The 25258-nt window shown below is 47.5% G+C and carries 23 protein-coding genes; 14 read left to right on the top strand and 9 right to left on the bottom strand.

What is annotated here, in order from left to right; translation table 11 throughout:
* Positions 1 to 94 precede the first annotated feature (94 nt).
* The 7 genes from DWZ67_RS13435 to DWZ67_RS13405 all read left to right on the top strand — a co-directional run bounded on the left by DWZ67_RS13435 (position 95) and on the right by DWZ67_RS13405 (position 7739).
* Positions 95 to 700 (top strand): SIS domain-containing protein, encoded by a 606-nt coding sequence (locus tag DWZ67_RS13435; protein WP_005826081.1) that lies wholly within the window; start codon positions 95 to 97, stop codon positions 698 to 700.
* Complete coding sequence (locus DWZ67_RS13430) at positions 688 to 1617, top strand: carbohydrate kinase family protein (protein ID WP_005833892.1); 930 nt, start codon at positions 688 to 690, stop codon at positions 1615 to 1617. The genes DWZ67_RS13435 and DWZ67_RS13430 overlap by 13 nt, the downstream gene beginning before the upstream one ends.
* Positions 1618 to 1780: 163 nt before the next feature.
* Positions 1781 to 3163, top strand: coding sequence for a hypothetical protein (locus DWZ67_RS13425; RefSeq protein WP_005833893.1), 1383 nt, complete (start codon positions 1781 to 1783; stop codon positions 3161 to 3163).
* Positions 3160 to 3774: a DUF5043 domain-containing protein gene (locus DWZ67_RS13420; RefSeq protein WP_005826095.1), complete on the top strand. Its 615-nt coding sequence runs from the start codon at positions 3160 to 3162 to the stop codon at positions 3772 to 3774. The genes DWZ67_RS13425 and DWZ67_RS13420 overlap by 4 nt, the downstream gene beginning before the upstream one ends.
* A 36-nt stretch (positions 3775 to 3810) precedes the next feature.
* Complete coding sequence (locus DWZ67_RS13415) at positions 3811 to 4428, top strand: DUF5043 domain-containing protein (RefSeq protein WP_005826097.1); 618 nt, start codon at positions 3811 to 3813, stop codon at positions 4426 to 4428.
* A 149-nt stretch (positions 4429 to 4577) separates the two neighbouring features.
* The gene (locus tag DWZ67_RS13410; RefSeq protein ID WP_022401897.1) at positions 4578 to 5642 is read left to right on the top strand and encodes a tyrosine-protein phosphatase; all 1065 of its coding nucleotides are present in this window, start codon (positions 4578 to 4580) and stop codon (positions 5640 to 5642) included.
* A gap of 144 nt (positions 5643 to 5786) precedes the next feature.
* The gene (locus tag DWZ67_RS13405) at positions 5787 to 7739 is read left to right on the top strand and encodes a DEAD/DEAH box helicase (RefSeq protein ID WP_008662128.1); all 1953 of its coding nucleotides are present in this window, start codon (positions 5787 to 5789) and stop codon (positions 7737 to 7739) included.
* An 89-nt stretch (positions 7740 to 7828) separates the two neighbouring features.
* On the opposite strand, the gene DWZ67_RS13400 is transcribed toward DWZ67_RS13405, so the two are convergent.
* A complete protein-coding gene (locus DWZ67_RS13400) occupies positions 7829 to 8317 on the bottom strand; it encodes a Dps family protein (protein WP_061412240.1) in 489 nt (162 codons plus the stop codon).
* Positions 8318 to 8457: 140 nt separating this feature from the next.
* On the opposite strand from DWZ67_RS13400, the gene DWZ67_RS13395 reads away from it, so the two are divergent.
* The 3 genes from DWZ67_RS13395 (at position 8458) to ahpF (ending at position 11919) form a co-directional block, all read left to right on the top strand.
* Positions 8458 to 9384, top strand: coding sequence for a hydrogen peroxide-inducible genes activator (locus DWZ67_RS13395; protein WP_022401899.1), 927 nt, complete (start codon positions 8458 to 8460; stop codon positions 9382 to 9384).
* Between the two features lie 195 nt (positions 9385 to 9579).
* Positions 9580 to 10146 (top strand): alkyl hydroperoxide reductase subunit C, encoded by a 567-nt coding sequence (gene ahpC, locus DWZ67_RS13390; protein ID WP_005826106.1) that lies wholly within the window; start codon positions 9580 to 9582, stop codon positions 10144 to 10146.
* A gap of 213 nt (positions 10147 to 10359) precedes the next feature.
* The gene (gene ahpF / locus DWZ67_RS13385) at positions 10360 to 11919 is read left to right on the top strand and encodes an alkyl hydroperoxide reductase subunit F (protein WP_120139058.1); all 1560 of its coding nucleotides are present in this window, start codon (positions 10360 to 10362) and stop codon (positions 11917 to 11919) included.
* Positions 11920 to 11957: 38 nt separating this feature from the next.
* On the opposite strand, the gene DWZ67_RS13380 is transcribed toward ahpF, so the two are convergent.
* From DWZ67_RS13380 to DWZ67_RS13355, 6 genes are read right to left on the bottom strand one after another with little or no spacing between them, the layout of a single operon-like run.
* On the bottom strand, positions 11958 to 14096 hold the full coding sequence (locus tag DWZ67_RS13380; RefSeq protein WP_005833898.1) for a S46 family peptidase: 2139 nt from the start codon (positions 14094 to 14096) through the stop codon (positions 11958 to 11960).
* A gap of 16 nt (positions 14097 to 14112) precedes the next feature.
* Positions 14113 to 15474: a TIGR00341 family protein gene (locus DWZ67_RS13375; protein WP_005833899.1), complete on the bottom strand. Its 1362-nt coding sequence runs from the start codon at positions 15472 to 15474 to the stop codon at positions 14113 to 14115.
* A gap of 35 nt (positions 15475 to 15509) precedes the next feature.
* Positions 15510 to 16955, bottom strand: a complete 1446-nt coding sequence (locus DWZ67_RS13370; RefSeq protein ID WP_016272129.1) for a lipopolysaccharide biosynthesis protein — start codon at positions 16953 to 16955, stop codon at positions 15510 to 15512.
* Positions 16956 to 16997: 42 nt separating this feature from the next.
* On the bottom strand, positions 16998 to 18035 hold the full coding sequence (gene ruvB / locus DWZ67_RS13365; protein WP_034525480.1) for a Holliday junction branch migration DNA helicase RuvB: 1038 nt from the start codon (positions 18033 to 18035) through the stop codon (positions 16998 to 17000).
* A 51-nt stretch (positions 18036 to 18086) separates the two neighbouring features.
* Positions 18087 to 18755 carry a DUF4276 family protein gene (locus DWZ67_RS13360; protein WP_016272130.1) on the bottom strand — a complete coding sequence of 223 codons (669 nt, stop codon included), beginning with the start codon at positions 18753 to 18755 and terminating at the stop codon, positions 18087 to 18089.
* Position 18756: 1 nt separating this feature from the next.
* A complete protein-coding gene (locus tag DWZ67_RS13355) occupies positions 18757 to 20142 on the bottom strand; it encodes an AAA family ATPase (protein ID WP_016272131.1) in 1386 nt (461 codons plus the stop codon).
* 299 nt (positions 20143 to 20441) lie between these two features.
* Between DWZ67_RS13355 and DWZ67_RS13350 the strand changes: the two genes are divergently transcribed.
* Entirely contained in the window at positions 20442 to 20876 is a 435-nt protein-coding gene (locus DWZ67_RS13350) for a DUF6078 family protein (RefSeq protein ID WP_005833904.1), read from the top strand.
* A 178-nt stretch (positions 20877 to 21054) separates the two neighbouring features.
* On the opposite strand, the gene DWZ67_RS13345 is transcribed toward DWZ67_RS13350, so the two are convergent.
* Positions 21055 to 21822: a DNA alkylation repair protein gene (locus DWZ67_RS13345; protein ID WP_120139056.1), complete on the bottom strand. Its 768-nt coding sequence runs from the start codon at positions 21820 to 21822 to the stop codon at positions 21055 to 21057.
* A gap of 131 nt (positions 21823 to 21953) precedes the next feature.
* Between DWZ67_RS13345 and DWZ67_RS13340 the strand changes: the two genes are divergently transcribed.
* The 3 genes from DWZ67_RS13340 to ybeY all read left to right on the top strand — a co-directional run bounded on the left by DWZ67_RS13340 (position 21954) and on the right by ybeY (position 24697).
* A complete protein-coding gene (locus DWZ67_RS13340; RefSeq protein WP_005826125.1) occupies positions 21954 to 22958 on the top strand; it encodes a M28 family metallopeptidase in 1005 nt (334 codons plus the stop codon).
* A 25-nt stretch (positions 22959 to 22983) separates the two neighbouring features.
* On the top strand, positions 22984 to 24216 hold the full coding sequence (locus DWZ67_RS13335; protein WP_008662144.1) for a nucleoside recognition domain-containing protein: 1233 nt from the start codon (positions 22984 to 22986) through the stop codon (positions 24214 to 24216).
* Positions 24217 to 24283: 67 nt separating this feature from the next.
* Positions 24284 to 24697, top strand: coding sequence for an rRNA maturation RNase YbeY (gene ybeY / locus DWZ67_RS13330; RefSeq protein WP_005826129.1), 414 nt, complete (start codon positions 24284 to 24286; stop codon positions 24695 to 24697).
* 71 nt (positions 24698 to 24768) lie between these two features.
* On the opposite strand, the gene DWZ67_RS13325 is transcribed toward ybeY, so the two are convergent.
* Positions 24769 to 25254, bottom strand: a complete 486-nt coding sequence (locus DWZ67_RS13325; protein WP_240056957.1) for a hypothetical protein — start codon at positions 25252 to 25254, stop codon at positions 24769 to 24771.
* Positions 25255 to 25258: the final 4 nt, after the last annotated feature.

Genomic DNA, 25258 nt, shown 5'->3' with positions numbered 1-25258 from the left:
AAAATACAATAAAACTTATTGCCGTTTATAGAAAATTGCAGATATTTGCAATTGCTATAATTTTAAGCACATTAATCAAATTAGCACATTAAGTATGATTGCATCCATTCAAGAGCTTTTGCAGAAAGAGGCACAGGCCGTACTGAACATTCCAGTGACGGACGCTTATGAAAGAGCTGTAGAACTCATCGTAGAACAAGTGCACCGCAAAAAAGGGAAACTGGTAACTTCGGGTATGGGCAAGGCAGGACAGATAGCCATGAACATCGCTACCACCTTCTGCTCTACCGGTATTCCGTCCGTTTTCCTGCACCCCAGCGAAGCACAGCATGGTGACCTCGGCATCCTCCAGGAGAATGACTTGTTGCTGCTCATCTCCAATTCGGGCAAAACTCGCGAAATCGTGGAGCTGACACAGCTGGCACATAACCTGAACCCGGGACTGAAGTTCATCGTCATCACCGGAAACCCCGACAGCCCCCTGGCACACGAATCCAACGTATGCCTCAGCACCGGGAAACCGCAAGAAGTATGTGTACTGGGCATGACACCCACGACTTCGACCACCGCCATGACCGTCATCGGCGACATCCTGGTGGTACAGACCATGAAAGAAACAGGATTCACCATTGAAGACTACTCCAAGCGCCATCACGGTGGTTACCTCGGAGAAAAATCAAGATCGCTATGCGTAAAGTAATAGGCATCGGAGAAACCATACTGGACATCATATTCCGTGGCGAACAGCCCACAGCAGCCGTTCCGGGCGGTTCGGTATTCAACGGCATCGTTTCACTGGGACGTATCGGTGTTCCCATCTGCTTTATCAGTGAAACGGGCAACGACCACGTGGGCAATATCATCCTCAACTTCATGCGCGAGAACAATATTCCCACAGACCATGTCAATGTGTTCCCCGACGGGAAGTCCCCCGTATCACTCGCTTTCCTGAACAACCGGAGCGATGCGGAATACATCTTCTACAAAGATTATCCCAAGCAGCGCCTGGACGTGGAATATCCGCAGATTCAGGAAGACGACATCGTAATCATAGGGTCGTACTATGCCCTGAATCCGGTACTGCGCGACAAAGTGGTGGAGCTACTGGAACGCGCACACGACATGCATGCCATTATCTACTACGATCCCAATTTCCGTTCGTCCCATAAAGAGGAGGCCATCAAGCTGGCTCCCACCATCATCGAGAATCTGGAATACGCCAACATTGTACGCGGCTCGCAAGAGGATTTCTTCTATATGTGGGGCCTGCAGGAGGCCGACAAGATATACAAAGACAAAGTAAAGTTCTACTGCCGCAACTTCCTCTGCACAGCCGGCGCGGAGCAGGTTTCATTGCGCACCGGCACGATTTCCAAGGAATATTCCATCCCCCCACTGGAGGCGGTCAGCACCATCGGTGCAGGAGACAACTTCAACGCAGGCATCATCTTCGGGCTGCTGAAACATAATGTACGCTACGAGGACCTCGATACCATGGACGAGGCTACTTGGGACCAAGTTATCCAATACGGCATTGAGTTTGCCGCCGAGGTATGCAAGAGTTTCAACAACTCCGTTTCAAAGGAATTTGCAGAAGCACGAAAATACCAGCCATAGACACCCTTACAAAAGGGTGTTCACCACAGATTACATGGCCTGAAAATCCATGCAATCTGTGGTAGAACAGCTTCCGGATTAACAAAATTCTCCCGCTTTTCCTTTCATTTCTGCTTTTTTTTTGCTTTATTTGTCTATCCTTTATACCTTAAGCATTCGCGCTATGAATACAAAAGGAAGCAGACAGCACTCTCCAACCCCTCCTAAGCAGAAATGGCAAAACATCTGCCTTGCCTTGTGCATTCTTTTAGGAATACTCGCCTCTTGCGAAACAGAAGAATCCTTCTATCAACCCCGATTCCCGGCAAACGATGTCCCGTTGACCCGGCAAGCGTTATTCAAGCCGGAAAACTTCTTTGCCTACACCGACTCTACCCTAAAAGCCGTGATTTCCGCACTACGCAGAGTGGAAGAAGAAAAGCATTTCACCGCTTCTTTCCTGTTGAAATACGGCATTCCTCTCTGGAACTTCACCTATAAATTGACTGGAGAAGAGACCTGTATCTTCGTTCCCCTCTACCGCCTTGACAAGCCACACTGCATCGATGCCATCTGGCTGTTGCACATCAAAGACGGATGGATGAAGTTTTTTCCATTGAAGCGTGATGACGAACTCATAAGAGAAAGCGACCAAGTGTTCATATTCGACTTGTTAAGCTATCTAGTATTTGGCGAAGAGAATGCGCAAGGACTCACATTCAAGCCTCATGCCCAGACCCGTTCGGTAATAACCGTCACCCAATGCTGGGATGTATATACCGGACCTAAAGACCAGCTGGAATACAGCTATACCAACTGCGTTAGTCATTCCTATTGGGTAGATGATGCCCTTATAAATAATAGCAACTGGAACAGTGAAGGAGGAGGAAGCGGCGATGTGTGGATTGGAGGAGGAAGTTCAGGAGGTTCCGGCTCTTCATCGGGCACTCCGGCAGGAAATATATTCAAGAAAGAGGCCGACCAAGACTCGCTTTTATGGGTAATCACCGAAAACATGACAGCCCGAATCATGGAAGACTGTTTGGGAGGAGACCTATACAGCCAACTGAAAGAGAAAGTCAAAAACAACAAAATCAATCTGGAATTCGATTTCGGCAAAGGGTATTCCTACAATTGGGAAGAGCATACCTTGCACATCGGATTGGAAGAATTGGAAGCAAACAACCTTCTGCATGAAATGTTCCATGTTTTCCAAACCACACAAGAGCCTATATCATCGTTCAAAAGTTCTATGATGAACAGAGAGATAGAAGCGCACTATGCGCAATACCTGTTCTTACAAAGGAGCGCGGAGTGGACGGACAAAAAACAAGATAAATATGCAAAAAGCCAACGCCTAAGAGCAACAACTTCATTGACTAAATATGTAAATCAGCAAGGTCATGTTACAACTTCATTCTTGGATATCTTTGAAACCTATATATCTAATAATGTCGTTAATGCTTTCCGTCAGGAAGGATACGACAATTATCCATTTAAAGAGTATTCGGATATCACCAATATTTTTCCCAACATAAAATTAACAACTAAAAATTGTGACGAATGAAAAGACTATTGCTTATTACACTGCTTATAGGATACATCTACCCTTGTGTAGCACAGGACAAACCTATCAGAACAGAAGAATCACTTGAAGGAACAGTCATTTATAAAAAGACCACCACTTTCGAGGTAGATGGTTATACGTACCAATGCGACGTAGATGACGGTAGCCAGTTTGTGACTCTTTATAACAAAGAAAACAAACTGACATACGAAAAGATTGTGTATAAAGACACGGGGAAGACATATATTGGCAGCTGGAGTAGCAATGTAATTGAATATGACAGATTCATGAGTCAGCAAGCAGATTTCATAGTAGACCAAGCATTCACCAAAGCCATGGCAGATGAAATTGGGAAAACGGAACTTATGATAACCATGTTGCTCAGTCCAAATACGGGAGAAGTAATGGAAGTGAATTTCAATTTTTTCACCTTTGAGCCATACGCCAAAGTGCCACTACATGTATATAGGGAAATCGAAGTAAAACTGAAAGAACAAATTCATTTTAAACCCATAGAGGAAGGAAAACAACTCAACTACATTATGCTGGCATGGATGCAAAAGCCCCAAGGGAAACTCCCCCCATTACCTCCTCCCGGTTCGCTAATGTAAGCAACATACAAAATTAACAACTAAAAATTGTGACGAATGAAAAGACTATTGCTTATTACACTGCTTATAGGATACATCTACCCTTGTGTAGCACAGGATAAACCTATCAGAACAGAAGAATCGCTTGAAGGAACAGTCATTTATAAAAAAACCACCACTTTCGAGGTAGATGGTTATACGTATCAATGTGACGTAGATGACGGTAGCCAGTTTGTGACTCTTTATAACAAAGAGAACAAGTTGACATACAAAGATATTGTATATAAAGCCACAGGAAAAATATACATCGGTAGCTGGAATGAAAAAAAAGTAATTGAATACAATAGCTCCATGAGTAAACAAGCAGACTTCATTGTGGACGAAGCTTTTACCAAAGCCATGGCAGATGAACTCGGAAAGCGTGAGTTCACAATAACCATGCTACTCAGTCCGGATACGGGGAAAGTAATGGAAGTGAATTTCAATTTCACGACCTTTAGCCCATACGCCAGAGTACCACTGCATGTATATAGGGAAATCGAAGTAAAACTGAAAGAACAAATACACTTTAAACCCGGAGAAGTGGGAAAACAACTCAATTACATCATGCTGTCATGGAGACAAAAGCCCCAAGGGAAACTCCCCCCATTACCACCTCCCGGTTCGCTGATGTAACATTGTAAACCAACCTGCCTATGCACGAAAGAATCTATAGCAGTTTTTTTAAAGTTCAAAAAAGAAATATAAAAGCTTGGCATTGCTGTTACCTTCTGTGGGTAAATTACATATATTTGTGATTAACGACATCAGAGAGGTTACGAATTATGTATAAGAACTTATTGAACTTGCTTGTTTTGGCAGTGCTGCTCCCTTCCTGCAATGGCACTGCCCCTCACATTTCCGTTGTATGCGAAGAAAACAACGTGGGCAACTGCATTGTAAAATGGGAAATGGCCCCTCTCATCAAAGGAAATGTGAAGGTATATGCTTCGACCAATCCCAACCATATCCCCGAAGATGTTCCCGTTGCCGTCGCCAACATCTCCGACCTGAAGATGACTGTCATCACTACCGACCCTACACAACGATACTACTACACACTTGTATTCGCTGACAAATACCGGGTAAAGATTGCCACCCGCAACATCAACATCCCCGGCATACAGAACTTCCGAGACCTGGGAGGCTATTCCTCCTATCCCACCCAAAAGAAAGTGCATTGGGGCATGCTGTACCGCTCTGCCGAAATAGATAAACTGAAACCGTGTTCGCGCAAAGAGCTCAAGAACATAGGCATAAGGACTATCATCGACCTGCGTTCATCTGTCGAAGCGAATAGACAAAGCCCTTTGCAACAGGCATTCAAAGTGATCCATATCCCCATTCCTACCGGCGACATGGAGTATATCCTGAAAGGTGTACAGGAACAGAAAATCAAGAGCGATACTGTCTACCGAATCGTGGAGCAGATGAACCGCGAGCTCATCAGCAACTACACCAAAGAATACCGCCGGATTTTCGATATTCTGCTGGACAAGAACAATTATCCCGTCGTTATCCATTGCTCGTCGGGCAAAGGGCGCACAGGCATCGTATCGGCACTTGTGCTTGCCTCCCTTGGAGTGGACGAAGACATCATCATGGAAGACTACCGCCTCAGCAACGACTACTTCAACATCCCGGCGGCCTCCCGATACGCCTACCAGCTTCCGGCACGCTCGCAAGAGGCCATCACCACCCTCTTCTCGGCACGCGAGGATTTCCTGAATGCCGCCATCGAAGAAATGGAACGAAGGTATGGAGATACCGACACCTACCTGCAAAGAGGCATCGGTCTGACAAAAGAAGAAAGAAAGAGACTGCAAGACATTCTTTTAACGGATAATTGACAATGGATAATGGATAATGAGTAGCCAATAAAAAACGATTTTATCATGTAATTGCATAATTATCAACCATCAATTATCAATTATCCATTGAAAAGCACTATCTTTGCGCCCGAAATATAAAGATAAAGATATACAGAAGATTTAATGAAGACATTTGAAGAGCTCGGTGTGTCGCCGGAGATACGCCGCGCCATCGAAGAAATGGGTTACGAGCAGCCCATGCCGGTACAAGAGGAAGTAATTCCCTACCTTTTAGGAGAAAACAATGATGTAGTAGCACTGGCACAAACAGGAACAGGAAAGACCGCAGCGTTCGGCCTGCCGCTCATACAGAAGATTAACGTCAACAACCGAATTCCCCAATCACTTATTCTCTGCCCCACCCGCGAACTTTGTTTGCAGATAGCAGGCGACTTGAACGATTATTCTAAATATACCGATGGCTTGCGAGTGTTGCCCGTATATGGAGGCTCGTCCATCGAAAGCCAGATACGCGCCCTGAAACGGGGTGTACACATCATCGTAGCCACACCGGGACGACTGCTGGACCTGATGGAACGCAAAACCGTGTCCCTCGCCACCATACAGAACGTGGTTATGGACGAAGCGGACGAAATGCTGAACATGGGATTCACAGACAGCATCAACGCCATTCTCGCCGATGTGCCGCAGGAGCGCAACACCTTGCTGTTCTCCGCTACCATGAGCCCGGAAATCGCACGCATCTCCAAGAAGTACCTGCGCGATGCCAAGGAAATCACCATCGGACGCAAAAATGAAAGCACCAGCAACGTGAAACACGTAGCCTTCTGTGTACATGCCAAAGACAAGTATGCTGCCCTGAAACGTATTGTGGACTACTATCCGCAGATATACGGCATCATCTTCTGCCGTACCCGCAAAGAAACGCAGGAAATAGCTGACAAGTTGATGCAGGAAGGCTATAATGCCGACTCGCTGCACGGCGAACTGAGTCAGGCGCAGCGTGACGCCGTGATGCAGAAGTTCCGCATCCGCAACCTACAACTGCTGGTTGCCACGGACGTTGCCGCACGCGGCCTCGATGTGGACGACCTGACACACGTCATCAACTACGGATTGCCCGATGACACCGAGAGTTATACCCACCGCAGCGGCCGTACGGGACGTGCCGGCAAAACCGGGACTTCCATCGCCATCATCAACCTGCGAGAGAAAGGCAAAATGCGCGAGATTGAGCGCATCATCGGCAAGAAATTCATTGCAGGCGAAATGCCCACCGGCAAACAGATATGCGAAAAGCAACTGCTCAAAGTGATAGACGATCTTGAAAAGGTGAAAGTGAACGAGGAGGAAATCGCCGACTTTATGACCGACATCTACCGCAAGCTGGACTGGCTGAGCAAAGAGGACCTGATTAAACGCATGGTTTCGCATGAATTCAACCGTTTCCTGGATTACTATCGCGGCCGTGACGAGATAGAGACAGCAACCGGTAGTGAGCGTGGTGCAAGAAGTGGCGAGAGGGGCGACCGCAACGACCGTAGAAGCAGCCGCAAAGCAGAACCCGGCTTTACCCGCTTGTTCATCAACCTGGGTAAAATGGACAACTTCTTCCCCAACGAATTAATCAGCCTGCTGAACAACAATACACGTGGACGTGTAGAGCTGGGACGAATTGACCTGATGCAGAAGTTCTCCTTCTTCGAAGTGGAGGAAAAGGAAGCCACCAATGTAGTGAAGGCCCTGAACCGCGCCAGCTGGAACGGCCGTAAAGTATCCGTAGAGGTTGCCGGAGACGAGGGTAAGGAGGCTCCGAGGGGCAAACGTCCGGGTACAGCCGGAAGCTATGGGAAAAAAGAGTTTGACAGCAAGAAGCGCAGCTACAAGGAAGACGGCAAACGGAACGATGCCACCGGCAAACGCAGCGAAAAGGCCGAAAGTCCTGCAAACGACAAGAAGAAAGGCAAGCCCAGCCGCGAAGAGCGGGGTTACACCAAAGCCCGTGGCAAAAAGGATGACTGGAAACAGTTCTTCCAGGGCAACAATGACTTTAAGGATGCAGAGCCCGACTTCAGTGAAGAAGGGTGGGCAAGACGGACACCGAAGAAGAAGTGATATAAACTATAGAAAGATAATAGGGTGATAAAACCGGCAGCATCCGCTACCGTTTTATCACCCTATCCTTTTTCACAACTCTTTATCCTTTATTTCGTACAGCTTTTCGTACTGAATGCAACGAGCATCCAAACCATTTTCTCCTGCTCTTTCAAGTAGCCGGTCATCAAATCTGCCGTCACGTCATCGCCGGCTTCATTTGCCAGTTCAATTACCTTTCTCTCTTCACCAATCAGGTAGCCGTAAGTCTCGAGGATATGGTCCACAGCCTCACTGCCGCAAGAGATATCGGATACTTCCTTCACGTTAGCAACCTTCAGGTATTCACTGAACTTATTCTCGGGCACGCCACCCAGCATCAAGATGCGCTCTGCAATCTCGTCAATCTTCTCGGCGGTATCGTCATACATACTCTCGAACTTCTCGTGCAGCACAAAGAAGCCGTGTCCCTTGATGTTCCAGTGCATACCGCGCAGATTGGTGTAATGTACCTGGAAGTCGGCCAATAATTGGTGCAATGCTGATGTTACGCCAGCCACTTTCTTTTCATTCAAATGCAAGTAATCTAAAGTTTTCATAATTCTATTGTTTTAAATATTTATACTATTTTTCTTTTGGATATTGCAAAGATAAGGGGGAAATCAAGGCTTGTCAAACAGATAATTTCTATCTTTGCATAGACGAACTCTATACATAACCTTCAAATGCCTTGTTCATCATGACTTTACAACAATTGGAATACATCCTTGCCGTCAACCAGTTCCGCCACTTTGCCAAAGCAGCCGAATATTGCCGCGTGACACAGCCCACCCTCAGTGCCATGATTCAGAAACTGGAAGAGGAACTGGACACCCGGATTTTTGACCGCAGCCAGCAGCCGGTATGCCCCACTCCCGTCGGTATCCACATCATAGAACAAGCACAGAATATATTGGTTCAAGCCAACCGTATAAAGAATATTATAGAAGAAGAAAAACACTCACTGACCGGCATCTTCAAGCTGGGCATACTTCCCACCGTAGCTCCTTACCTCCTGCCCCGTTTCTTTCCGCAGCTGATGAAGAAATACCCCGACCTCGACATCCGGGTAGTCGAAATGAAAACAAACGACATCAAGAAAGCCCTGCAGACGGGAGAAATAGATGCAGGTATCGTAGCGAGTCTGGCAGGTATGGAAGAGTTGCAGCAGACGCCGTTGTTCTATGAACAGTTCTTTGCCTACGTGTCGCGCGAAGACGCCCTCTTCAACAACGAGGTAATCCGTACTTCCGACCTGAACGGCGAACAGCTTTGGCTGCTCGACGAGGGCCATTGCTTCCGTGACCAGCTGGTGCGCTTCTGCCAGATGAAGTCGGCACGTGCCAGCCAGCTTGCCTATCACTTGGGCAGCATGGAGACCTTTATGCGCATGGTAGAAAGCGGCAAAGGCGTGACCTTCATCCCCGAACTGGCCGTTCTGCAACTGGGCGATGCCCAGAAAGAGCTGGTACGTTCCTTCGCCATCCCCTGCCCCACCCGCCAGGTCGTGCTGCTGACCAATAAGAACTTTATCCGCCACACGCTGCTCGAAGTGCTGGTTAAGGAGATAAAACTTTCCGTACCCAAGGAAATGCTCTCACTGAAAGCAACCCAAGCAGTCGTATAGATTTCATCTATCGCTCCATAAAATCTTTCAATCGGATTTTTTGTTCTATCGGGGAAAAATGCTATATTTTTGCAAACAGAAAAAGCGAAGGTCGGTTGCACCTCAGCATCATCAAGCAAACTGGCTTCTACATTCTGTCTGCACAATCTTCGCATTGGTAAAACAAAAAACTAAACCTATTAAAAGAGAAAAATTATGGAACCGATCATCAACTCACAACTCCCTGAATTCAAGGTTCAGGCTTTCCAAAACGGAAGTTTCAAAACAGTATCCCACGAAGACGTAAAAGGTAAATGGGCCATTTTCTTCTTCTATCCGGCAGACTTTACCTTCGTATGCCCTACCGAGCTGGTAGACATCGCAGAGAAATATGACCAATTCCAAGCAATGGGCGTAGAAGTATATTCTGTAAGCACAGACTCGCACTTTGTGCACAAGGCATGGCACGATGCTTCCGAAAGCATCCGCAAGATTAAGTACCCCATGCTTGCCGACCCCACAGGCGTGCTGAGCCGCGCATTCGGCGTGATGATTGAAGAAGAAGGCATGGCATATCGCGGCACATTCCTCGTAAATCCCGAGGGTAAAATCAAGATTGCCGAGATACAGGACAACAACATCGGACGCAATGCCGACGAGCTGCTGCGCAAGGTAGAAGCTGCACAGTTTGTTGCCACACACGATGGAGAAGTCTGCCCTGCCAAGTGGAAGAAAGGAGCGGAAACTTTGAAGCCGAGCATCGACCTTGTAGGAAAGATTTGATAAGTAATAGGAGGAGCGGGCGCTTTCACCATAGAAAGACGTCCGCTTTCCTTTAAGACGTCCGCAGTACTTGTACAGAAGTACTGTAGTACTTTCAAAGGAGTACCGCAGTACTTTCGAAGGAGTATTGGAGTACTTCCTCACAAGTTCTGCAGCTACTCTATATCAAACATATTAAAAGACTATTTTCTCACCCCAAACACCCTATTAATCATGTTAGAAACAACTATATTAGACCAGGTGCGGAGCGTATTCCAGCATTTGGAAGCCCGCTACGTCTTTCACATCACCTATCATCCGGGTCACGAGCAGGCACAAGAGCTTATCGGATTCTTGAAGGATGTGGCAAGCTGTTCCGACAAGCTCTCCTGCCGGATGAGTGAGATAGAGAACCCCGTGTTGGAGTTCACATTGCTGAAAGACGATATGGAAACCGGCATCAAGTTCCGCGGCATCCCCGGCGGACACGAGTTCACTTCCCTCCTGCTTGCCGTGCTGAATGCCGATGGAAAGGGGAAAAATCTGCCGGACGAAGCAATTCGTCGCCGCATCCGGGCGTTGCAAGGCGACATCAGCCTGCAAACGTATGTATCGCTTACTTGCACCAACTGTCCGGATGTGGTGCAGGCACTGAACATCATCGCATTGCTGAATCCGCACGTCACCCACGAGATGGTGGACGGGGCGCTTAATCAAGAGGAAGTGGATGCGCTGAAGATACAAGCCGTGCCGTCAGTCTACGCTAATGGCAAGCTGCTTCACGTAGGTCGCGGTTCTTTAGGAGAGCTTTTGCAGAAGCTGGAAGAAGCCTTCGGCAGTGCTCCGCAAGAGGACGAAGCACCGATAGAGAGAGATTTCGACGTGCTGGTATTGGGCGGTGGACCAGCCGGAGCTTCCGCAGCCATCTACTCTGCACGCAAGGGCCTACGGGTGGCGATTGTTGCCGAGCGCATAGGCGGACAGGTAAAGGAGACGGTAGGCATAGAAAACCTTATCTCCGTGCCGCAGACTACTGGTGCAGAACTTGCCAACGCACTCCGCACACATATAGAGCACTATCCGATAGAGATTTTCGAGGAGCGTAAGATAGAGAAAGTAAAGTTGCAGGGAACGGAAAAAAGTGTCTCCACCGTAGGCGGCGAGGTGTTCCATGCACCGGCGGTAATCATTGCCACAGGGGCAAGCTGGCGCAAACTGAATGTGGAGGGCGAAGCGGAATACATAGGACGCGGCGTGGCATTCTGTCCGCATTGCGACGGTCCGTTCTATCAAGGCAAGCATGTGGCGGTTATCGGTGGAGGTAACTCGGGGATTGAAGCTGCCATCGACCTGGCAGGCATCTGCCGGAAGGTAACGGTATTCGAATTTGCCGATACACTGAAAGCCGACCAAGTGCTGCAAGAGAAAGCCCGGAGCCTGCCGAATGTGGAAATCTTCACCTCGTCACAGACCGTAAAAGTCGATGGAAACGGGGAAAAAGTAACTTCTATCCGCATCAAGGACCGCCTTACCGGCGAGGAACGCGACTTCCCGTTAGACGGCATCTTCGTGCAAATCGGTTTGGCAGCCAACAGCGCTCCTTTCCGCAACAAGCTGGAAACGACTCCGACCGGGGAGATTAAGATTGACGCTTTCTGCCGTACCACACTTCCGGGGGTATATGCGGCAGGGGATGTATCGAATGTTCCCTACAAGCAGATAGTCATTGCCATGGGCGAAGGGGCAAAGGCAGCACTCTCGGCATTCGATGACCGTATCCGTGGAGTGATTTAGAAAATATCACCCATAAAAGTATAGGCAGGGGGCACACGTTAAGGATTGGCAAGCTTCAGTTCCTGAATCAGATTTCCTGCCTTCCCATACTTCTCAATCATAAACAGTATGTAGCGTACATCCACCCCGATGGTACGCTGCATCTTCGGCTCATAAAGGATGTCGCTGCTCATGGCTTCCCAGTTCCCATCGAAGGCAAGCCCCAGAAGTTCTCCTTTGGCATTGAACATGGCACTGCCGGAATTGCCTCCCGTAATGTCATTATTGGAGATAAAGCAGACATTCATTTCTCCCTTCTCATCGGCATATCTACCGAAATCACCGGAGGAAAGAAGGGATAGCAACTCAGGCTGCACTTCAAAATCCACATCGCCTGCATGGGCTCTGACTTTCTCCAGAATACCTTTCGCGGTGGTATAATAATCATATTCCGCTCCGTCGAAGGGGGCATAACCGCAGACAGTGCCAAAACTCAAACGCATGGTGGAGTTGGCGTCGGGATAGAAGTTACGGGATGCGTACATACGTCGCACGGCAGAGTTGAACAAACGTTCATTCCGCTCGATTTCACCGGAAGCCTGCTGTACCTGCATATTCATCTCGAATAGCTTCGTGATGAGGTCGATGCCCAAGTTGATGGCAGGGTCATTATATATCTGATAGGTGGTGTCCTGCTCCAGAAAACGCTTCAATCCACGGGGGGTGGTCAGCTCCGAGCGGGCATAAAGACTATCCACATAGGTACGCTCGTTACCTCCGTATTCTGTCGCAATCGTCTGGTAGAGCTCGGGCAGATAGGTGGAATCCACTTGGGAGCGGTATTCTTTCAACAGTGCTGTAAACACTTCCTTGTCAATGCCCAAGTCCAGATTGGCATATTTCTCAACGATAGCTTTCAGATTGGCAACCACCGTTTTCTCTTCCCCCTCAAAGTCGAAGTTGAGGATGGACAAAGCAAGCTGCACCAGTTCCGGACCGTTCAGGAAAGATTCGGCAAAGTAAGCTCTGGCACGATAAGCATCACGGCGGCTCTTGTAGTTCAACTCCAGGTCGGAAAAAAGATGCAGCAGATGTTCCCGCTCCTCCGGTGTCTGCTGTATCCAGCGACGGAGTTCGGTCTCCATGGCACGCTTCTTGTCCAGCACATGCAGTTTCTTGATGGTGCGGTTCACTCCTATGCTGTTCTTCCAATAATTGGAACTTTCGTCGTATTTGGAAGCGTACTTGATGCGGATGCTGTCACGGCTATCCATTTCACGCTTCCAGATGGCCTGCTTCACACCACGGACATCTATCTGAGCCTGGTTGGTGGTGGTCATCATCTCTTCGATGCCAAAAGAGGAAAGATAGCGTTCCGTACTGCCCGGATAGCCCATCGTCATACAGAAGGAACCCTCACGATAGCCGTCCAGGGATATCGGAGCCACGTATTCGGGATGGTAGGGAACATTGTCGGGAGAATAGTCGGCAGGACGGTTGTCTTTGCCGGCATAGATACGGAATACGGCGAAGTCGCCCGTATGGCGTGGCCATACCCAGTTGTCAGTGTCCCAGCCGAACTTGCCCACTGAAGAAGGGGGTGCAAATACCAGACGCACATCATTGTAGTCGCGATAAACGGAAAGCCAGAATTCATTGCCTCCATAGTAAGCATCCACAATGCCTATCAGCGTGGAGTCTTTACGAGAAACCTCTTCGCCAATGACCAGCATCACCGAATCTACTACACTTGTACGCTCAGATTCGTTCATATCCGGTTTTACTGCTCCAAGTACCCGACGGGTCACGTCTTGCTGGTGCAAGAGGAAGCGGACGTAAAGTTCCGGATTAGGCAGTTCTTCACTAAGATTACGTGCCACAAAGCCGTCTTTCAGATAGTCGTGCTCCACAGACGAGTGTTGCTGTATGCTGCTGAAGCCGCAGTGATGATTGGTAAACACCAGCCCGTCCCCGGACACCACCACTCCGGAACAAAAGCCTCCGAAGCTGACTACCGCATCCTTCAGCGACGGGCGTTTCGTATTGTATAGCTTGTTGACAGACATCTGCAAGCCCAACTCTTTCATGGTCTGGCGTGTCTGCTTGTTCAGATTTCCCAGCATCCACATCCCTTCATCCGCTTGTCCCGGCAGAGAAAAAAGGAAGCAGACAGCTATCAGTATAAATCTTATTTTCATTCCGTCAATTCTTGTATTATTCAGTAATCAGCCTCAATTGCTTGGCACCCGTACGCGCCTTGAGCCACTCCGCAATCTTTTCCTTCTCGTGCGCACCCGGATGCTTGCCGAATTTCAAGACGGCAAGGGTCACAGTATCCACCCGTACAGAATCTACCGCCAGTTCAATCGCATGAGATATTGATACGGTCTTTACCGACGGGTAGAGCACTTTCAGTTCTGGGATAATCTTCTTGCCCAATTCATCGAAGGTTTTGTATCTTTCCAAATTCTGCTCCAGTGTGGCAATCTTCTGTTTCTGTTCCACCAGACGCTGCTCACTGTTCTTGTAGAAGTCTTCCATCACCATGGCACGGATGGAAGAAATATCCACCGCTTCATTGTTCATACCTTGGAGGACTATCAGCTTGGTATTGTCCAGCTTATAGTCTTTCATCTTGCTGCGGGCAATGGCGATGGAAGCTTCGGGCACTTCCTGCCCAATCAGCACGACACGTATTTCGTGGCCCTTGCCCTCGTGATGGATTTTCTTGTCCAGCACCTGCGTATTCTCAAAGGAGAGCTGCTCGTTGACAAAACGGTTGGCAGCACTCTCAAAGAAGGTATCCTGGACGATACCTACCGTCAGATAGACAGCGGGACACATGGTCAGGATAGCAATCAGGACGATATATTTACGTACTTTCTTCTCCCGGTTCTTATCCACAAACTCCTTGCGCTGGAAGTGCATCACGCGCACGCCCAGGAAAGTGGCAAGACTGATAAACACGGAATTGATGAAATAAAGATAGAATGCACCGAGGAAATAAATCAAGTTACCCGTTGCCAGCCCGTAGCCTGCCGTACAGAGAGGCGGCATCAAAGCCGTGGCAATGGCAACACCCGGAATCACATTTCCTTTCTCTTTGGTAGAGAGCGCCGTCACACCTGCCAAGCCACCCATCAAGGCGATGAATACGTCATAAATGGTGGGTGACGTACGTGCCAGCAATTCCGACTGCCCCTCGGCAACGGGACTCACCAGAAAGAAAATGGTAGCAGTGGTCACACTGAACAAGGTAGTTATCAAGAAGCTCTTCAAAGACCGCTTCATCAATTCAAAATCATTCAACCCCACAGAAAGCCCCACACCCATGATAGGCCCCATCAGCGGCGAGATGAGCATGGCACCGATAATCACGGCTGTGGAGTTTACATTCAATCCCAACGAGGCCATGAATATGGCGAATATCAGAATCCAAAGATTGGCTCCTTTGAATTCCACTCCCTTACGGATGGAATCTACAGTTTCCAGTTCATTGTCCTTGTCTTTGCGCAAATCAAGATAGTCTTTCAGAAAAGTCTTGATAGCGAAGGTATTTCTGTTGTCAGAATCCATGATATTTACAATTTGACGATTTACTATTCAGTAGTTTATTTCTTTATCAACCAGCTGATGACGGGTATGCTGCCGAGAGGCATATCACGCCGCACGATATAGGCCACAAAGACCAGCAACAAAACGGTACGGTACACCATACGCAGGTAGATATTTTCTATCGGGACATATTCGGCAGCCAGATAGAGTACTGCCGCAAGCAGCACATAACTACCGATAGCCTTCAGGTCATACTGAATGGGATACTTCTTCTGCCCTACGAAATAGGACAGAAGCATGGCGATACCATAGCCACAGAATCCTGCCCAGGCACAAGCCATATAACTGTATCGGGGAATCAGAAGTATGTTCATCACTACCAGCACCGCGCAACCTATCAGGGAGAAGTAGGCTCCCCAACGCGTTTCGTCAATCAGCTTGTACCAGAAGGAAAGATTGAAATAGATACCCATAAAGATTTCGGCAGCCATCACGATAGGCACTACCCGCAATCCCGACCAGTAATCAGGGCCGATGATATAGCGCAGAATATCCAGATAGAACATGACAGCCAGGAATGCCAGCAGTGTAAAGATGATGAAAAACTTCATGGCCTGCGCATATACCTGCTTATTGTCTTTGTCCCGGCTCTTTCCGAAGACAAAAGGCTCGTATGCATAGCGAAAAGCTTGTGTAAGCATCGCCATCACCATAGCAATTTTGCTGGCAGCTCCATAAATGCCCAACTGCACGGTAGCTTCCGCCTCACCCGGATAGACAAAAGGAAAAATAATCTTATCGGCCACCTGATTCAAGATACCCGCCAAGCCAAGTACCAGTAACGGCAGACTGTAAGCAAGCATCCGCTTCAACAGTTTTTTATCCAGCACATAAGCAAACCCGCGTAACTCCGGAATCATGCAAAGCATAATGGTAGAGGTGCATATCAGATTGAAAAGGAAGGCATAGCCCACGTCATCCCCTTTCATCCCTACATAATAGACCAGATTCAGTGCTATATTCAAGAAGATGAACAGCAGTTTGAGTGCCGCAAACTTAATGGGACGCTTCTTGTAGCGCAAATAAGCGAAAGGAATGCTTTGAATAGCATCCATCGCCACCACAATCATCATCATGCCCACGTACCAGGGATGCTCACTGTACTCCATCCATCCGGCAATAGGGTCGAGAAACAGCAGCCCCAATGCAAGGAAAGTAAGCGCCCCCATACTCACACTGAGTAATGTCGTGGAGTACACACGCATCGGGTCATCCTCCCCTTTATTGGCAAAGCGGAAGAAACCGGTTTCCATGCCGCACGTCAATAATACCAGCATGAGGGCCACCCACGCATATACATTCGTCACTACGCCATAGCCGCCACTCTGTGCGGACATCGCCATGGTATATACGGGCACCAGCAGGTAATTGAGGAAACGCCCCACAATACTGCTCAGCCCATAAATGGCAGTTTCTTTTGCCAATGATTTTAATCCGGCCACTTCTTTTTAATGATTAATGGTTAGTGATTAATGATTAATGAATCACTCGTCGCCAAACAAGGTACGCTGGCTACTATAGAGACTCCGCCCCAAATGCTTGTAGGCAAGTTCCGTCACTTCACGCCCACGGGGGGTACGTTTCAGGAAACCCTCTTTTATCAAGAACGGTTCATAGACTTCCTCTATCGTGCCGGCATCTTCGCCCAAAGCGGTGGCAATGGTGGTCAGTCCCACCGGGCCGCCTTTGAACTTGTCAATGATGGTGCAGAGTATCTTATTATCTATCTCATCCAGACCGTATTTGTCGATATTCAGGGCTTCGAGGGCAAACTGTGCGATTTCCGTATCGATACTTCCCGAACCTTTCACTTGGGCAAAATCGCGTACACGCCGCAGCAATGCATTGGCAATACGCGGTGTGCCACGGCTGCGGCTCGCAATCTCGGCGGCAGCCCTTACGGAGCAAGGCACATCGAGGATGCCGGACGAACGACGGATAATGCCGCTCAACACATCATCATCGTAATATTCCAGATGCAGGTTGATACCGAAACGGGCACGCAACGGAGCTGTCAACAGACCGCTACGCGTGGTAGCTCCCACCAGCGTGAAAGGATTCAAATCAATCTGTATGCTTCGGGCAGAAGGGCCTTTGTCTATCATGATGTCTATGCGGTAGTCCTCCATGGCTGAGTACAGATATTCCTCCACTACGGGGCTCAACCGGTGTATTTCGTCGATGAAAAGTACATCATTGGGCTCCAGGCTGGTAAGCACTCCCGCCAAATCCCCCGGCTTGTCGAGTACCGGACCGGAAGTTATCTTGAAGCCTACCCCCAGTTCGTTGGCTATGATATTGCTGAGTGTTGTTTTTCCCAATCCGGGAGGGCCGTGAAGCAACACATGGTCCAGCGCCTCGCCACGCAGGCGGGCAGCTTTCACAAATATGCGCAGATTGTCCACCACCTTGTCCTGCCCGCTGAAATCCTCAAAATTCAACGGACGGAGAGCGTTCTCGAAATCACGTTCTCGGCTGGTGACGGGCTGCTGGTTGCGTATATCAAAATCTTCTTGTTCCATACTATCTATCATGTTCCAAACACTGCTTTATTTCCTATTGATTTTTCCACATTACCGTAACAATCCCAACTGTCTGTAGGCTTCTCTGACCTCATCCACAAATTGCCTATATGAAGGAAGCAGATGCAACTTTTCCAATTCCAACCTCGCACCAATGGAAGCATATAGTTCACTAATATCCAAATCCTTCCTATGCCTACGTGTCGTAGTCCGATTAGATTTACCTATGGCTTGTATAATGGTAGCCTTAGGATCAAGATAAAGTTCCGGCATACGATTTATACCCAATTCTTCATCCGACATCCTTGTACCCATTTCCTCTTTTAATAGTTCTTTGTCAGCAAGCATCCATGCTTCTACCATCCTCACTGGAACAATAGGAATCAGACTCTTGCAAATCTCCCCTTTCTTATCAGACAAGAACTCTTTGGCCGGATTTATCTTTTCAGCATAGGCTCTTTTAGTATCCTTACTATCAGCATCTGTATGGACACAAAGTATATCCATACCCATCTCTTCCATTCCTCGACGTGAAGCTTTCTCTACATATTCATTAAAACTAAGTCGCACTTTTTCCACAGTCAAGCATTTCACGTATGGTTCTAAATCATTCTCGCATTCAAAAGCCACATCAATAAAAGTCCTTTCCACCACACTCTGCAAGAAACGTACATCCGTAGGGCCTTCCGTGATTAATCCAATAAATAATTGTCTAGCCATATTACCACTCCTTTAGGGTATTTTCTAAGTACTCCTTAATCATTTGCAAAGAAAGCTTTCGTTCTTGCTCAGAGAAATTGATAGTCAATTGCCCTTCTTTAGGAACTTGTATAATTTTCGAAACATCGAGTTTCACCTTATTGCCCGATGGCAAAGAAAGCACTCTTGATTTCATCTCCGCAAAATGGATGGAAACATTCAAATCATCTTCCCATTTCTGAATTTCACCTACAAAAACGGTAGAATGCGTATTCACAATCACTTGTCTTAAAGGTAGATCATGGTCTTCAAAGTTAGTGGTCAAATCCTTCAATAATTTCGCCATTGATTTTATCCTAAATGGGTGAATGCCATTCTCCGGTTCTTCAAAACAAAGCAAACCGGAGTATTTCATATCGTGTTGCAGGATGCAAAGCGTAAGCAATCGCAACGTACCCTCGGACAACACGCGGGAAGAGTATTTCTTTCCGTCCACATTCTTCAGATAAATGATATACTGCTTGTTTTCTGTATCATCTTCTACAAAGACCTGGGTATAGTTGGGAATAAAACTATTTAATTCACGAGATATCTCTACCAATGAATATTTATCTTCCTGCTGAATCCTAAATAATGCTGCAGCCAGGTTTTTCCCAGAAACACCAATGACATCTTCTCCCGTCCTCTTACTTGTGGGTTGACGTAAATCCTCCGGGTTCAACTGTAAGAAACGCCAACTGATCATTTCCTGCTTCACGGCCAGAATATGGCGGAAATCAACAGAATCAATGCTGCTCAATACCGTACGCGTAGCATTTCTCAGGGGAAAACTTCGCTTGTTACCTCCACCACCATCTTGAGGAACAAATACCGTAGGCAATTCATTTTGCTCTTGTGTATAGATATAAGGTTGACCACGTTTCCCTGTAATTACTTTAGGTCTCCAAAATTCTATTTGTTCTTTAGGCAAAAGTTTTATCCATTTGTCTTCTTGATGTTTCAATGTAGCCAAATGTTCATAAACAACTTCTAAATCATCAATACCACTGGAGTTTACAAAGCGATGTATTTTTAGTTCATAACGCAACCTCGTATATTTCAATCTTGCAGTAGCTCCCCAAGCATCAGTCACTTCACGATTTACCAGCACTTCCACACAAAACTCCATTTCATCGGCATAAGCATGTTCATCATACTGAGTGAATAGTTCAAACAAATCACCTCTTTGCCCTTCTCTGAATGCTGTATGTATTTTGTCCACTTCAGCCAAGCGTGACAACAGATTCAATGCATCAAACAAGTTACTCTTCCCAGCAGCATTTGTTCCTGCAACAATGGTCAAAGGGGTAAACTCCATTTCAAAATTATGAAATGACTTAAAACCATTTATTTTAAGATAAGTAATCATAGGGATATTCCTTTTGTTTCCTGCAAAATAACGAATTTATTTTGAGATAGCACTCATCCCCTTTCTTTTTTCACATAAGTAAAAGGCGTATGACATACCTGGTACGCTCCATACAACGGAATATTATGCTGCCCGGAGGCAAATTACAGAAAAAACGATAGAAGTAGCAAGATATATACTTGAAATATATTTGCAGGCTCACACTTTCTTCCTACATTTGTGCAGAATAACCAGCCATTTACTGACAGCAAGCCGAATCTCCCCCCTGCTGAAAGCACAATGCATAGAACACGCTACTTATGAAAGAAGAAATATCCTTTACCCAAGTCCCCTTCGACTACCCCTTATGCCTCAACGGGCAATGCCCCAAGGCTGCCACCTGCCTCCGCCAGCTCGCCATGCAGAGCATGCCTACCGAAAAGGATTACTGGAAAATCATCAGCCCCAAACGCCTTGCCACCGTCAAAGGGGAATGCCCCTTCTACCGCTCCAGTCAGAAGGCGCGTTACGCCAAAGGCTTCATGAACATGCTGAACAGCCTACCCTACAACAAGCGGGGAATCGCCATCGCCAACCTGATAGCCGGCTTCGGCCAACGCACCTACTACCGCGCCCGCAAAGGCGAACGCCTGCTGCTCCCCGAAGAGCAACAATCCGTACTGAACGTCTTCAGACATCTGGATGCCGGCATGGCTACAGAATTTGATAGTTACGCAGAAGGCTACCTTTGGTAACGCACTGACCATCAGAGACTAATTTTGCCAACTCTTTGCCTCACCTTTGGCAAAACTTTGCCATGCCTATGGCAAAAGTTTGCCAACGCGGTGGCAAAGTCTTGCCAATAAGGTGGCAAAAACTTGTCAACTTGTTGGCAAGAAGAGCAAAATACAGTTTAACGATTTTCATTCCCCATCAGCGCTTCATAAACTCCTTGCGCTCCTCCTCCGGAAACTTCTCTATGGCATAGCGCAACATCGTTCGCGGCATCGTCCTGCAATACTTCTCCAAGAATTGTACCAGCAAGTCCTTGTCCCGCTTACCCATCTCCCGGAGCATCCATCCTACCGCCTTTTGCATCAAGTCATGCTTATGATGGAGCAGCCGTTCCGAAAGGGCTAATATATCGATGAAATCACCATTTTTGATAAGAGTATAGGTAGATACCACAGCAATGCGCTGGTCCCAAAGCAGCGGACTATCCGCCAGCCGGTAGAGGTCTTTACGAAGTTTGTCTTTCAAATATTCGCCCACAATGCCGGGGGCAGACAAATCGACCAAATCCCAATTATTGATACGGCCCGTTTGCGAAAGGTAAAAGTCATAAATCTCCTTTTTCCCCTTTTCATCGCTCTTTTTGAATCGCTCCACCAACATCAGCAAGGCACAAAGGCGACACTCGTGCCATTCACTCTGAAGCAAGGTTGCCATTACCTCAAAAGGTTCGTGCTTGTGCTGCTTTGCCACCTGCCGGGTGTTGGGTACCACCACTCCCAGAAACTTATCCCCCTCGCCATACTGCCCCTTTCCGGTCTTGAAGAAACGGGGAAGATACTCCCTTTTCACCGGGTCGATATACGCCTCCAATTCCTGCTGAATCTGTACCGAGATGCACGCCACTTCTTCTGCCGAAAGCACACGTTCGCACAAGACGGTTTCCACTGCTTCATTCTTCTTTTTCATCCTTCTCTCATTTGATTTACACGGATTTGAATTCATCCACCAACGGACAAAAATACGACATTTATATCGGAACTATGGAAAGTTATCTTTAATTTTGCAACCGGTATGTCCAATCCTTAAAACCGTACGACATGTATAAAGCTGTTTTGGGAGCAATCTGCTGCCTTTCTTTCGCACTATCCTTACATGCACAATCTCCACAAGAAAAGGGGTTGCAAAGCATCAGCCGCACTTCAGCCAAGGCTATTGTCGGCTTTCTGGCCGATGATGAGCTGCAAGGACGCGAAGCAGGCATGCACGGTTCACGACTGGCTGCCCGCTATCTGGCATCCTGCCTGAAAGAAGCCGGCATTGCCCCGCTGGAAAAGGACAATTATTACCAGCCCTTCGAGGCTTACAACAAGGAACGCCAACAACGGGGACGGTGGCAAGTGCATCCCGACTCCATCGCCATCCTTAAACAAGGCGTCCACCGCATCCTGCAGATGAGTAATGTATTGGGAACCATCCCGGGAGAACGACCGGATGAATATGTCATCGTAGGTGCCCACTTCGACCATCTGGGTGTGGACGAGACGCTGGCAAACGACCGGATATACAACGGTGCAGACGACAATGCCTCCGGTGTCTCTGCCGTCCTGCAGATAGCCCGTGCATTTCTTGCCACCGGACAGAAGCCTCTGCGCACGGTCATCTTTGCCTTTTGGGATGGGGAAGAAAAGGGATTGCTCGGCTCAAAATACTTTGTACAAAGCTGTCCTTTCATCAGCCAGGTGAAAGGTTATCTCAATTTCGACATGATAGGCCGTAACAATAAGCCCGAGCAGCCTCAACACGTTGTCTACTTCTACACCGCCGCCCACCCCGTATTCGGCGACTGGCTGAAGCAGGACATTGCACGCTACAGCTTGCGCCTGCAACCGGACTACCGCGCCTGGGACCGCCCCACGGGAGGAAGTGACAATGCTTCTTTTGCCCTGTGCAACATCCCCATCATCTGGTACCACACAGACGGACATCCCGATTATCACCAGCCTTCGGACCACACCGACCGGCTGAACTGGGAAAAAATGATAGAAATAACCAAAGCAGCTTTCCTCAACGCCTGGAATCTTGCCAACGAAAACAAATATTAATCCACTAGAAACAAAGTAACGATACATGGTTTTAAATTACATCTGGGTAGCTTTCTTCGTCATCGCATTCATCGTAGCCCTCTGCAAACTCATTTTTATGGGTGATGTGGAGATATTCACAGAACTCGTCAACTCCACCTTCTCCTCTTCCAAAACAGCTTTTGAAATATCCCTGGGACTGACAGGAATACTCGCCCTCTGGCTCGGCGTGATGAAAATAGGCGAAAACAGCGGCATGATCAATGCCCTCTCCCGTTGGCTGAGTCCGGTATTCTGCCGTCTCTTTCCCGAAATACCGAAAGGACATCCTGCCATGGGCTCCATTTTCATGAATCTCTCTGCCAACATGCTGGGGCTGGACAATGCCGCTACTCCGATGGGACTGAAAGCCATGAAGGAACTTCAGGAACTAAACCCGAAAAAGGATACTGCCACCAATCCGATGGTAATGTTCCTTGTCCTCAACACCTCGGGACTGATACTTATCCCCGTCAGCATCATGATGTATCGCTCGCAGATGGGTGCCGCCCAACCCACGGACATCTTTATCCCCACACTGATAACGACTGCCATCTCGACCATTGTCGGTGTCATTGCCGTCAGCATTGCACAACGCATCAACCTGCTGAACAAGCCCATACTTATCCTGATTGGCTGCATCAGTCTTTTCTTTGCCGCACTCATTTATCTGTTCACACAGATTAGCCGTGATGAAATGGGTGTATATTCCACTTTAATTGCCAACATACTGCTGTTCTCCATCATCCTGCTGTTCATCCTCTGGGGGCTATGGAAGAAAATCAATGTATACGATGCCTTTATAGAAGGAGCCAAAGAAGGCTTTACCACTGCCATACGCATTATCCCTTATCTGGTTGCTTTTCTCGTTGGAATCGCCGTTTTCCGCACTTCCGGCGCCATGGATATACTGGTGAACGGTATCGGTTATGTAGTAGGACTATTCGGTGTAGATACCAGCTTTGTAGGTGCCCTACCCACTGCCCTGATGAAGTCACTGAGCGGCAGCGGTGCCAACGGACTGATGATTGACACCATGAAACAGTATGGCGCCGATTCATTTGTAGGACGCATGAGTTGCGTGGCACGTGGCGCTTCGGACACCACATTCTATATTCTTGCTGTGTATTTCGGCAGCGTAGGTATCACCAAAACGAGGAATGCCGTGACGTGTGGGCTGATTGCCGATTTTTCCGGCATCATTGCAGCCATCATCATCAGTTACTTATTCTTCTTTTAAAAGAACTAGCTTAATCGCAAGAACGTAATTTCAATCGTACATCGTAAATCATTAAATCGTAAATAAAATGATTAGTTATCAGACAGACGGCGTGGAAATGCCATCCATCAAGAAGCGTGAAACCACGGAATGGATAAAATCCGTAGCCGCCACTTACGGAAAAAGAGTCGGTGAAATCGCCTATATCTTCTGCTCGGACGAGAAAATACTCGAAGTGAACCGCCAATATCTGCAACACGATTATTACACAGATATCATCACTTTCGACTACTGTGAAGGCAACCGCCTTAGCGGTGACCTCTTCATCAGCCTTGATACCGTACGCACCAATGCGGAACAGTTCGCCGACAACAACTACGAACGTGAACTGTACCGGGTCATCATCCACGGCATCCTCCACCTTTGCGGCATCAATGACAAAGGGCCGGGAGAACGGGAGATTATGGAGGAGGCAGAGAATAAGGCGCTGGCGATGCGGTAATTCCAAAGAATAAAAACTCTGTCTTGATAAAGTGCTGATTTTACCAAGACAGAGTATTTAAGAAAAACAAGTTACTTTGTCAACACAACGACAACTAACGGGTGATATTTGTCTGTTCCTGATTCGATGCGGGCATCCACACCATCTATAGTTACTCTAATAAGTTCAACACTGCCATAACCATCATTGTACTTCCAATGGGAAATAATGGAATGTTCCTCTCCGTCACCAAAGATATAGGGACAAACAAACGTACGCCTCAATACTTCAGGCTTCTTGTCATATTTATATCCATCCCATAGTGCATCAAAGATTGCCAAAGTAAAAAGTCCGTCCCTGCTTTCCACATAGATACAGTCCGGTCCGGTAAAGTCATCTTTAGAATCGGGTTCTACCAATTTATAGGAGTAATCTTTCTCTCTCAAAGCAGGCTTACCATTTCTTCCAAGACCGGTTTGCATTCCCTCAATCAAATCATTGCCATTTTCATCGACAAATGCTAAATTGTATCCATAATGAATAGGAGGATAAGAGTCTTCCTCACTTTTGCAACCCATGAAA

This window comes from Bacteroides sp. AF34-31BH (assembly GCF_003602795.1).
GTDB classification, from domain to species: Bacteria; Bacteroidota; Bacteroidia; order Bacteroidales; family Bacteroidaceae; genus Bacteroides; species Bacteroides uniformis.
This window is presented reverse-complemented; position numbering and strand designations above follow the sequence as displayed.

Excerpts from the sequence above, each read along its gene's own strand:
- DWZ67_RS13435 (WP_005826081.1), top strand. The coding sequence starts at position 95 with ATGATTGCATCCATTCAAGAGCTTTTGCAGAAAGAGGCACAGGCCGTA.
- DWZ67_RS13430 (WP_005833892.1), top strand. The coding sequence starts at position 688 with ATGCGTAAAGTAATAGGCATCGGAGAAACCATACTGGACATCATATTC.
- DWZ67_RS13425 (WP_005833893.1), top strand. The coding sequence starts at position 1,781 with ATGAATACAAAAGGAAGCAGACAGCACTCTCCAACCCCTCCTAAGCAG.
- DWZ67_RS13420 (WP_005826095.1), top strand. The coding sequence starts at position 3,160 with ATGAAAAGACTATTGCTTATTACACTGCTTATAGGATACATCTACCCT.
- DWZ67_RS13415 (WP_005826097.1), top strand. The coding sequence starts at position 3,811 with ATGAAAAGACTATTGCTTATTACACTGCTTATAGGATACATCTACCCT.
- DWZ67_RS13410 (WP_022401897.1), top strand. The coding sequence starts at position 4,578 with ATGTATAAGAACTTATTGAACTTGCTTGTTTTGGCAGTGCTGCTCCCT.
- DWZ67_RS13405 (WP_008662128.1), top strand. The coding sequence starts at position 5,787 with ATGAAGACATTTGAAGAGCTCGGTGTGTCGCCGGAGATACGCCGCGCC.
- DWZ67_RS13400 (WP_061412240.1), bottom strand. The coding sequence starts at position 8,317 with ATGAAAACTTTAGATTACTTGCATTTGAATGAAAAGAAAGTGGCTGGC.
- DWZ67_RS13395 (WP_022401899.1), top strand. The coding sequence starts at position 8,458 with ATGACTTTACAACAATTGGAATACATCCTTGCCGTCAACCAGTTCCGC.
- ahpC (WP_005826106.1), top strand. The coding sequence starts at position 9,580 with ATGGAACCGATCATCAACTCACAACTCCCTGAATTCAAGGTTCAGGCT.
- ahpF (WP_120139058.1), top strand. The coding sequence starts at position 10,360 with ATGTTAGAAACAACTATATTAGACCAGGTGCGGAGCGTATTCCAGCAT.
- DWZ67_RS13380 (WP_005833898.1), bottom strand. The coding sequence starts at position 14,096 with ATGAAAATAAGATTTATACTGATAGCTGTCTGCTTCCTTTTTTCTCTG.
- DWZ67_RS13375 (WP_005833899.1), bottom strand. The coding sequence starts at position 15,474 with ATGGATTCTGACAACAGAAATACCTTCGCTATCAAGACTTTTCTGAAA.
- ruvB (WP_034525480.1), bottom strand. The coding sequence starts at position 18,035 with ATGGAACAAGAAGATTTTGATATACGCAACCAGCAGCCCGTCACCAGC.
- DWZ67_RS13360 (WP_016272130.1), bottom strand. The coding sequence starts at position 18,755 with ATGGCTAGACAATTATTTATTGGATTAATCACGGAAGGCCCTACGGAT.
- DWZ67_RS13355 (WP_016272131.1), bottom strand. The coding sequence starts at position 20,142 with ATGATTACTTATCTTAAAATAAATGGTTTTAAGTCATTTCATAATTTT.
- DWZ67_RS13350 (WP_005833904.1), top strand. The coding sequence starts at position 20,442 with ATGAAAGAAGAAATATCCTTTACCCAAGTCCCCTTCGACTACCCCTTA.
- DWZ67_RS13345 (WP_120139056.1), bottom strand. The coding sequence starts at position 21,822 with ATGAAAAAGAAGAATGAAGCAGTGGAAACCGTCTTGTGCGAACGTGTG.
- DWZ67_RS13340 (WP_005826125.1), top strand. The coding sequence starts at position 21,954 with ATGTATAAAGCTGTTTTGGGAGCAATCTGCTGCCTTTCTTTCGCACTA.
- DWZ67_RS13335 (WP_008662144.1), top strand. The coding sequence starts at position 22,984 with ATGGTTTTAAATTACATCTGGGTAGCTTTCTTCGTCATCGCATTCATC.
- ybeY (WP_005826129.1), top strand. The coding sequence starts at position 24,284 with ATGATTAGTTATCAGACAGACGGCGTGGAAATGCCATCCATCAAGAAG.
- DWZ67_RS13325 (WP_240056957.1), bottom strand. The coding sequence starts at position 25,254 with ATGGGTTGCAAAAGTGAGGAAGACTCTTATCCTCCTATTCATTATGGA.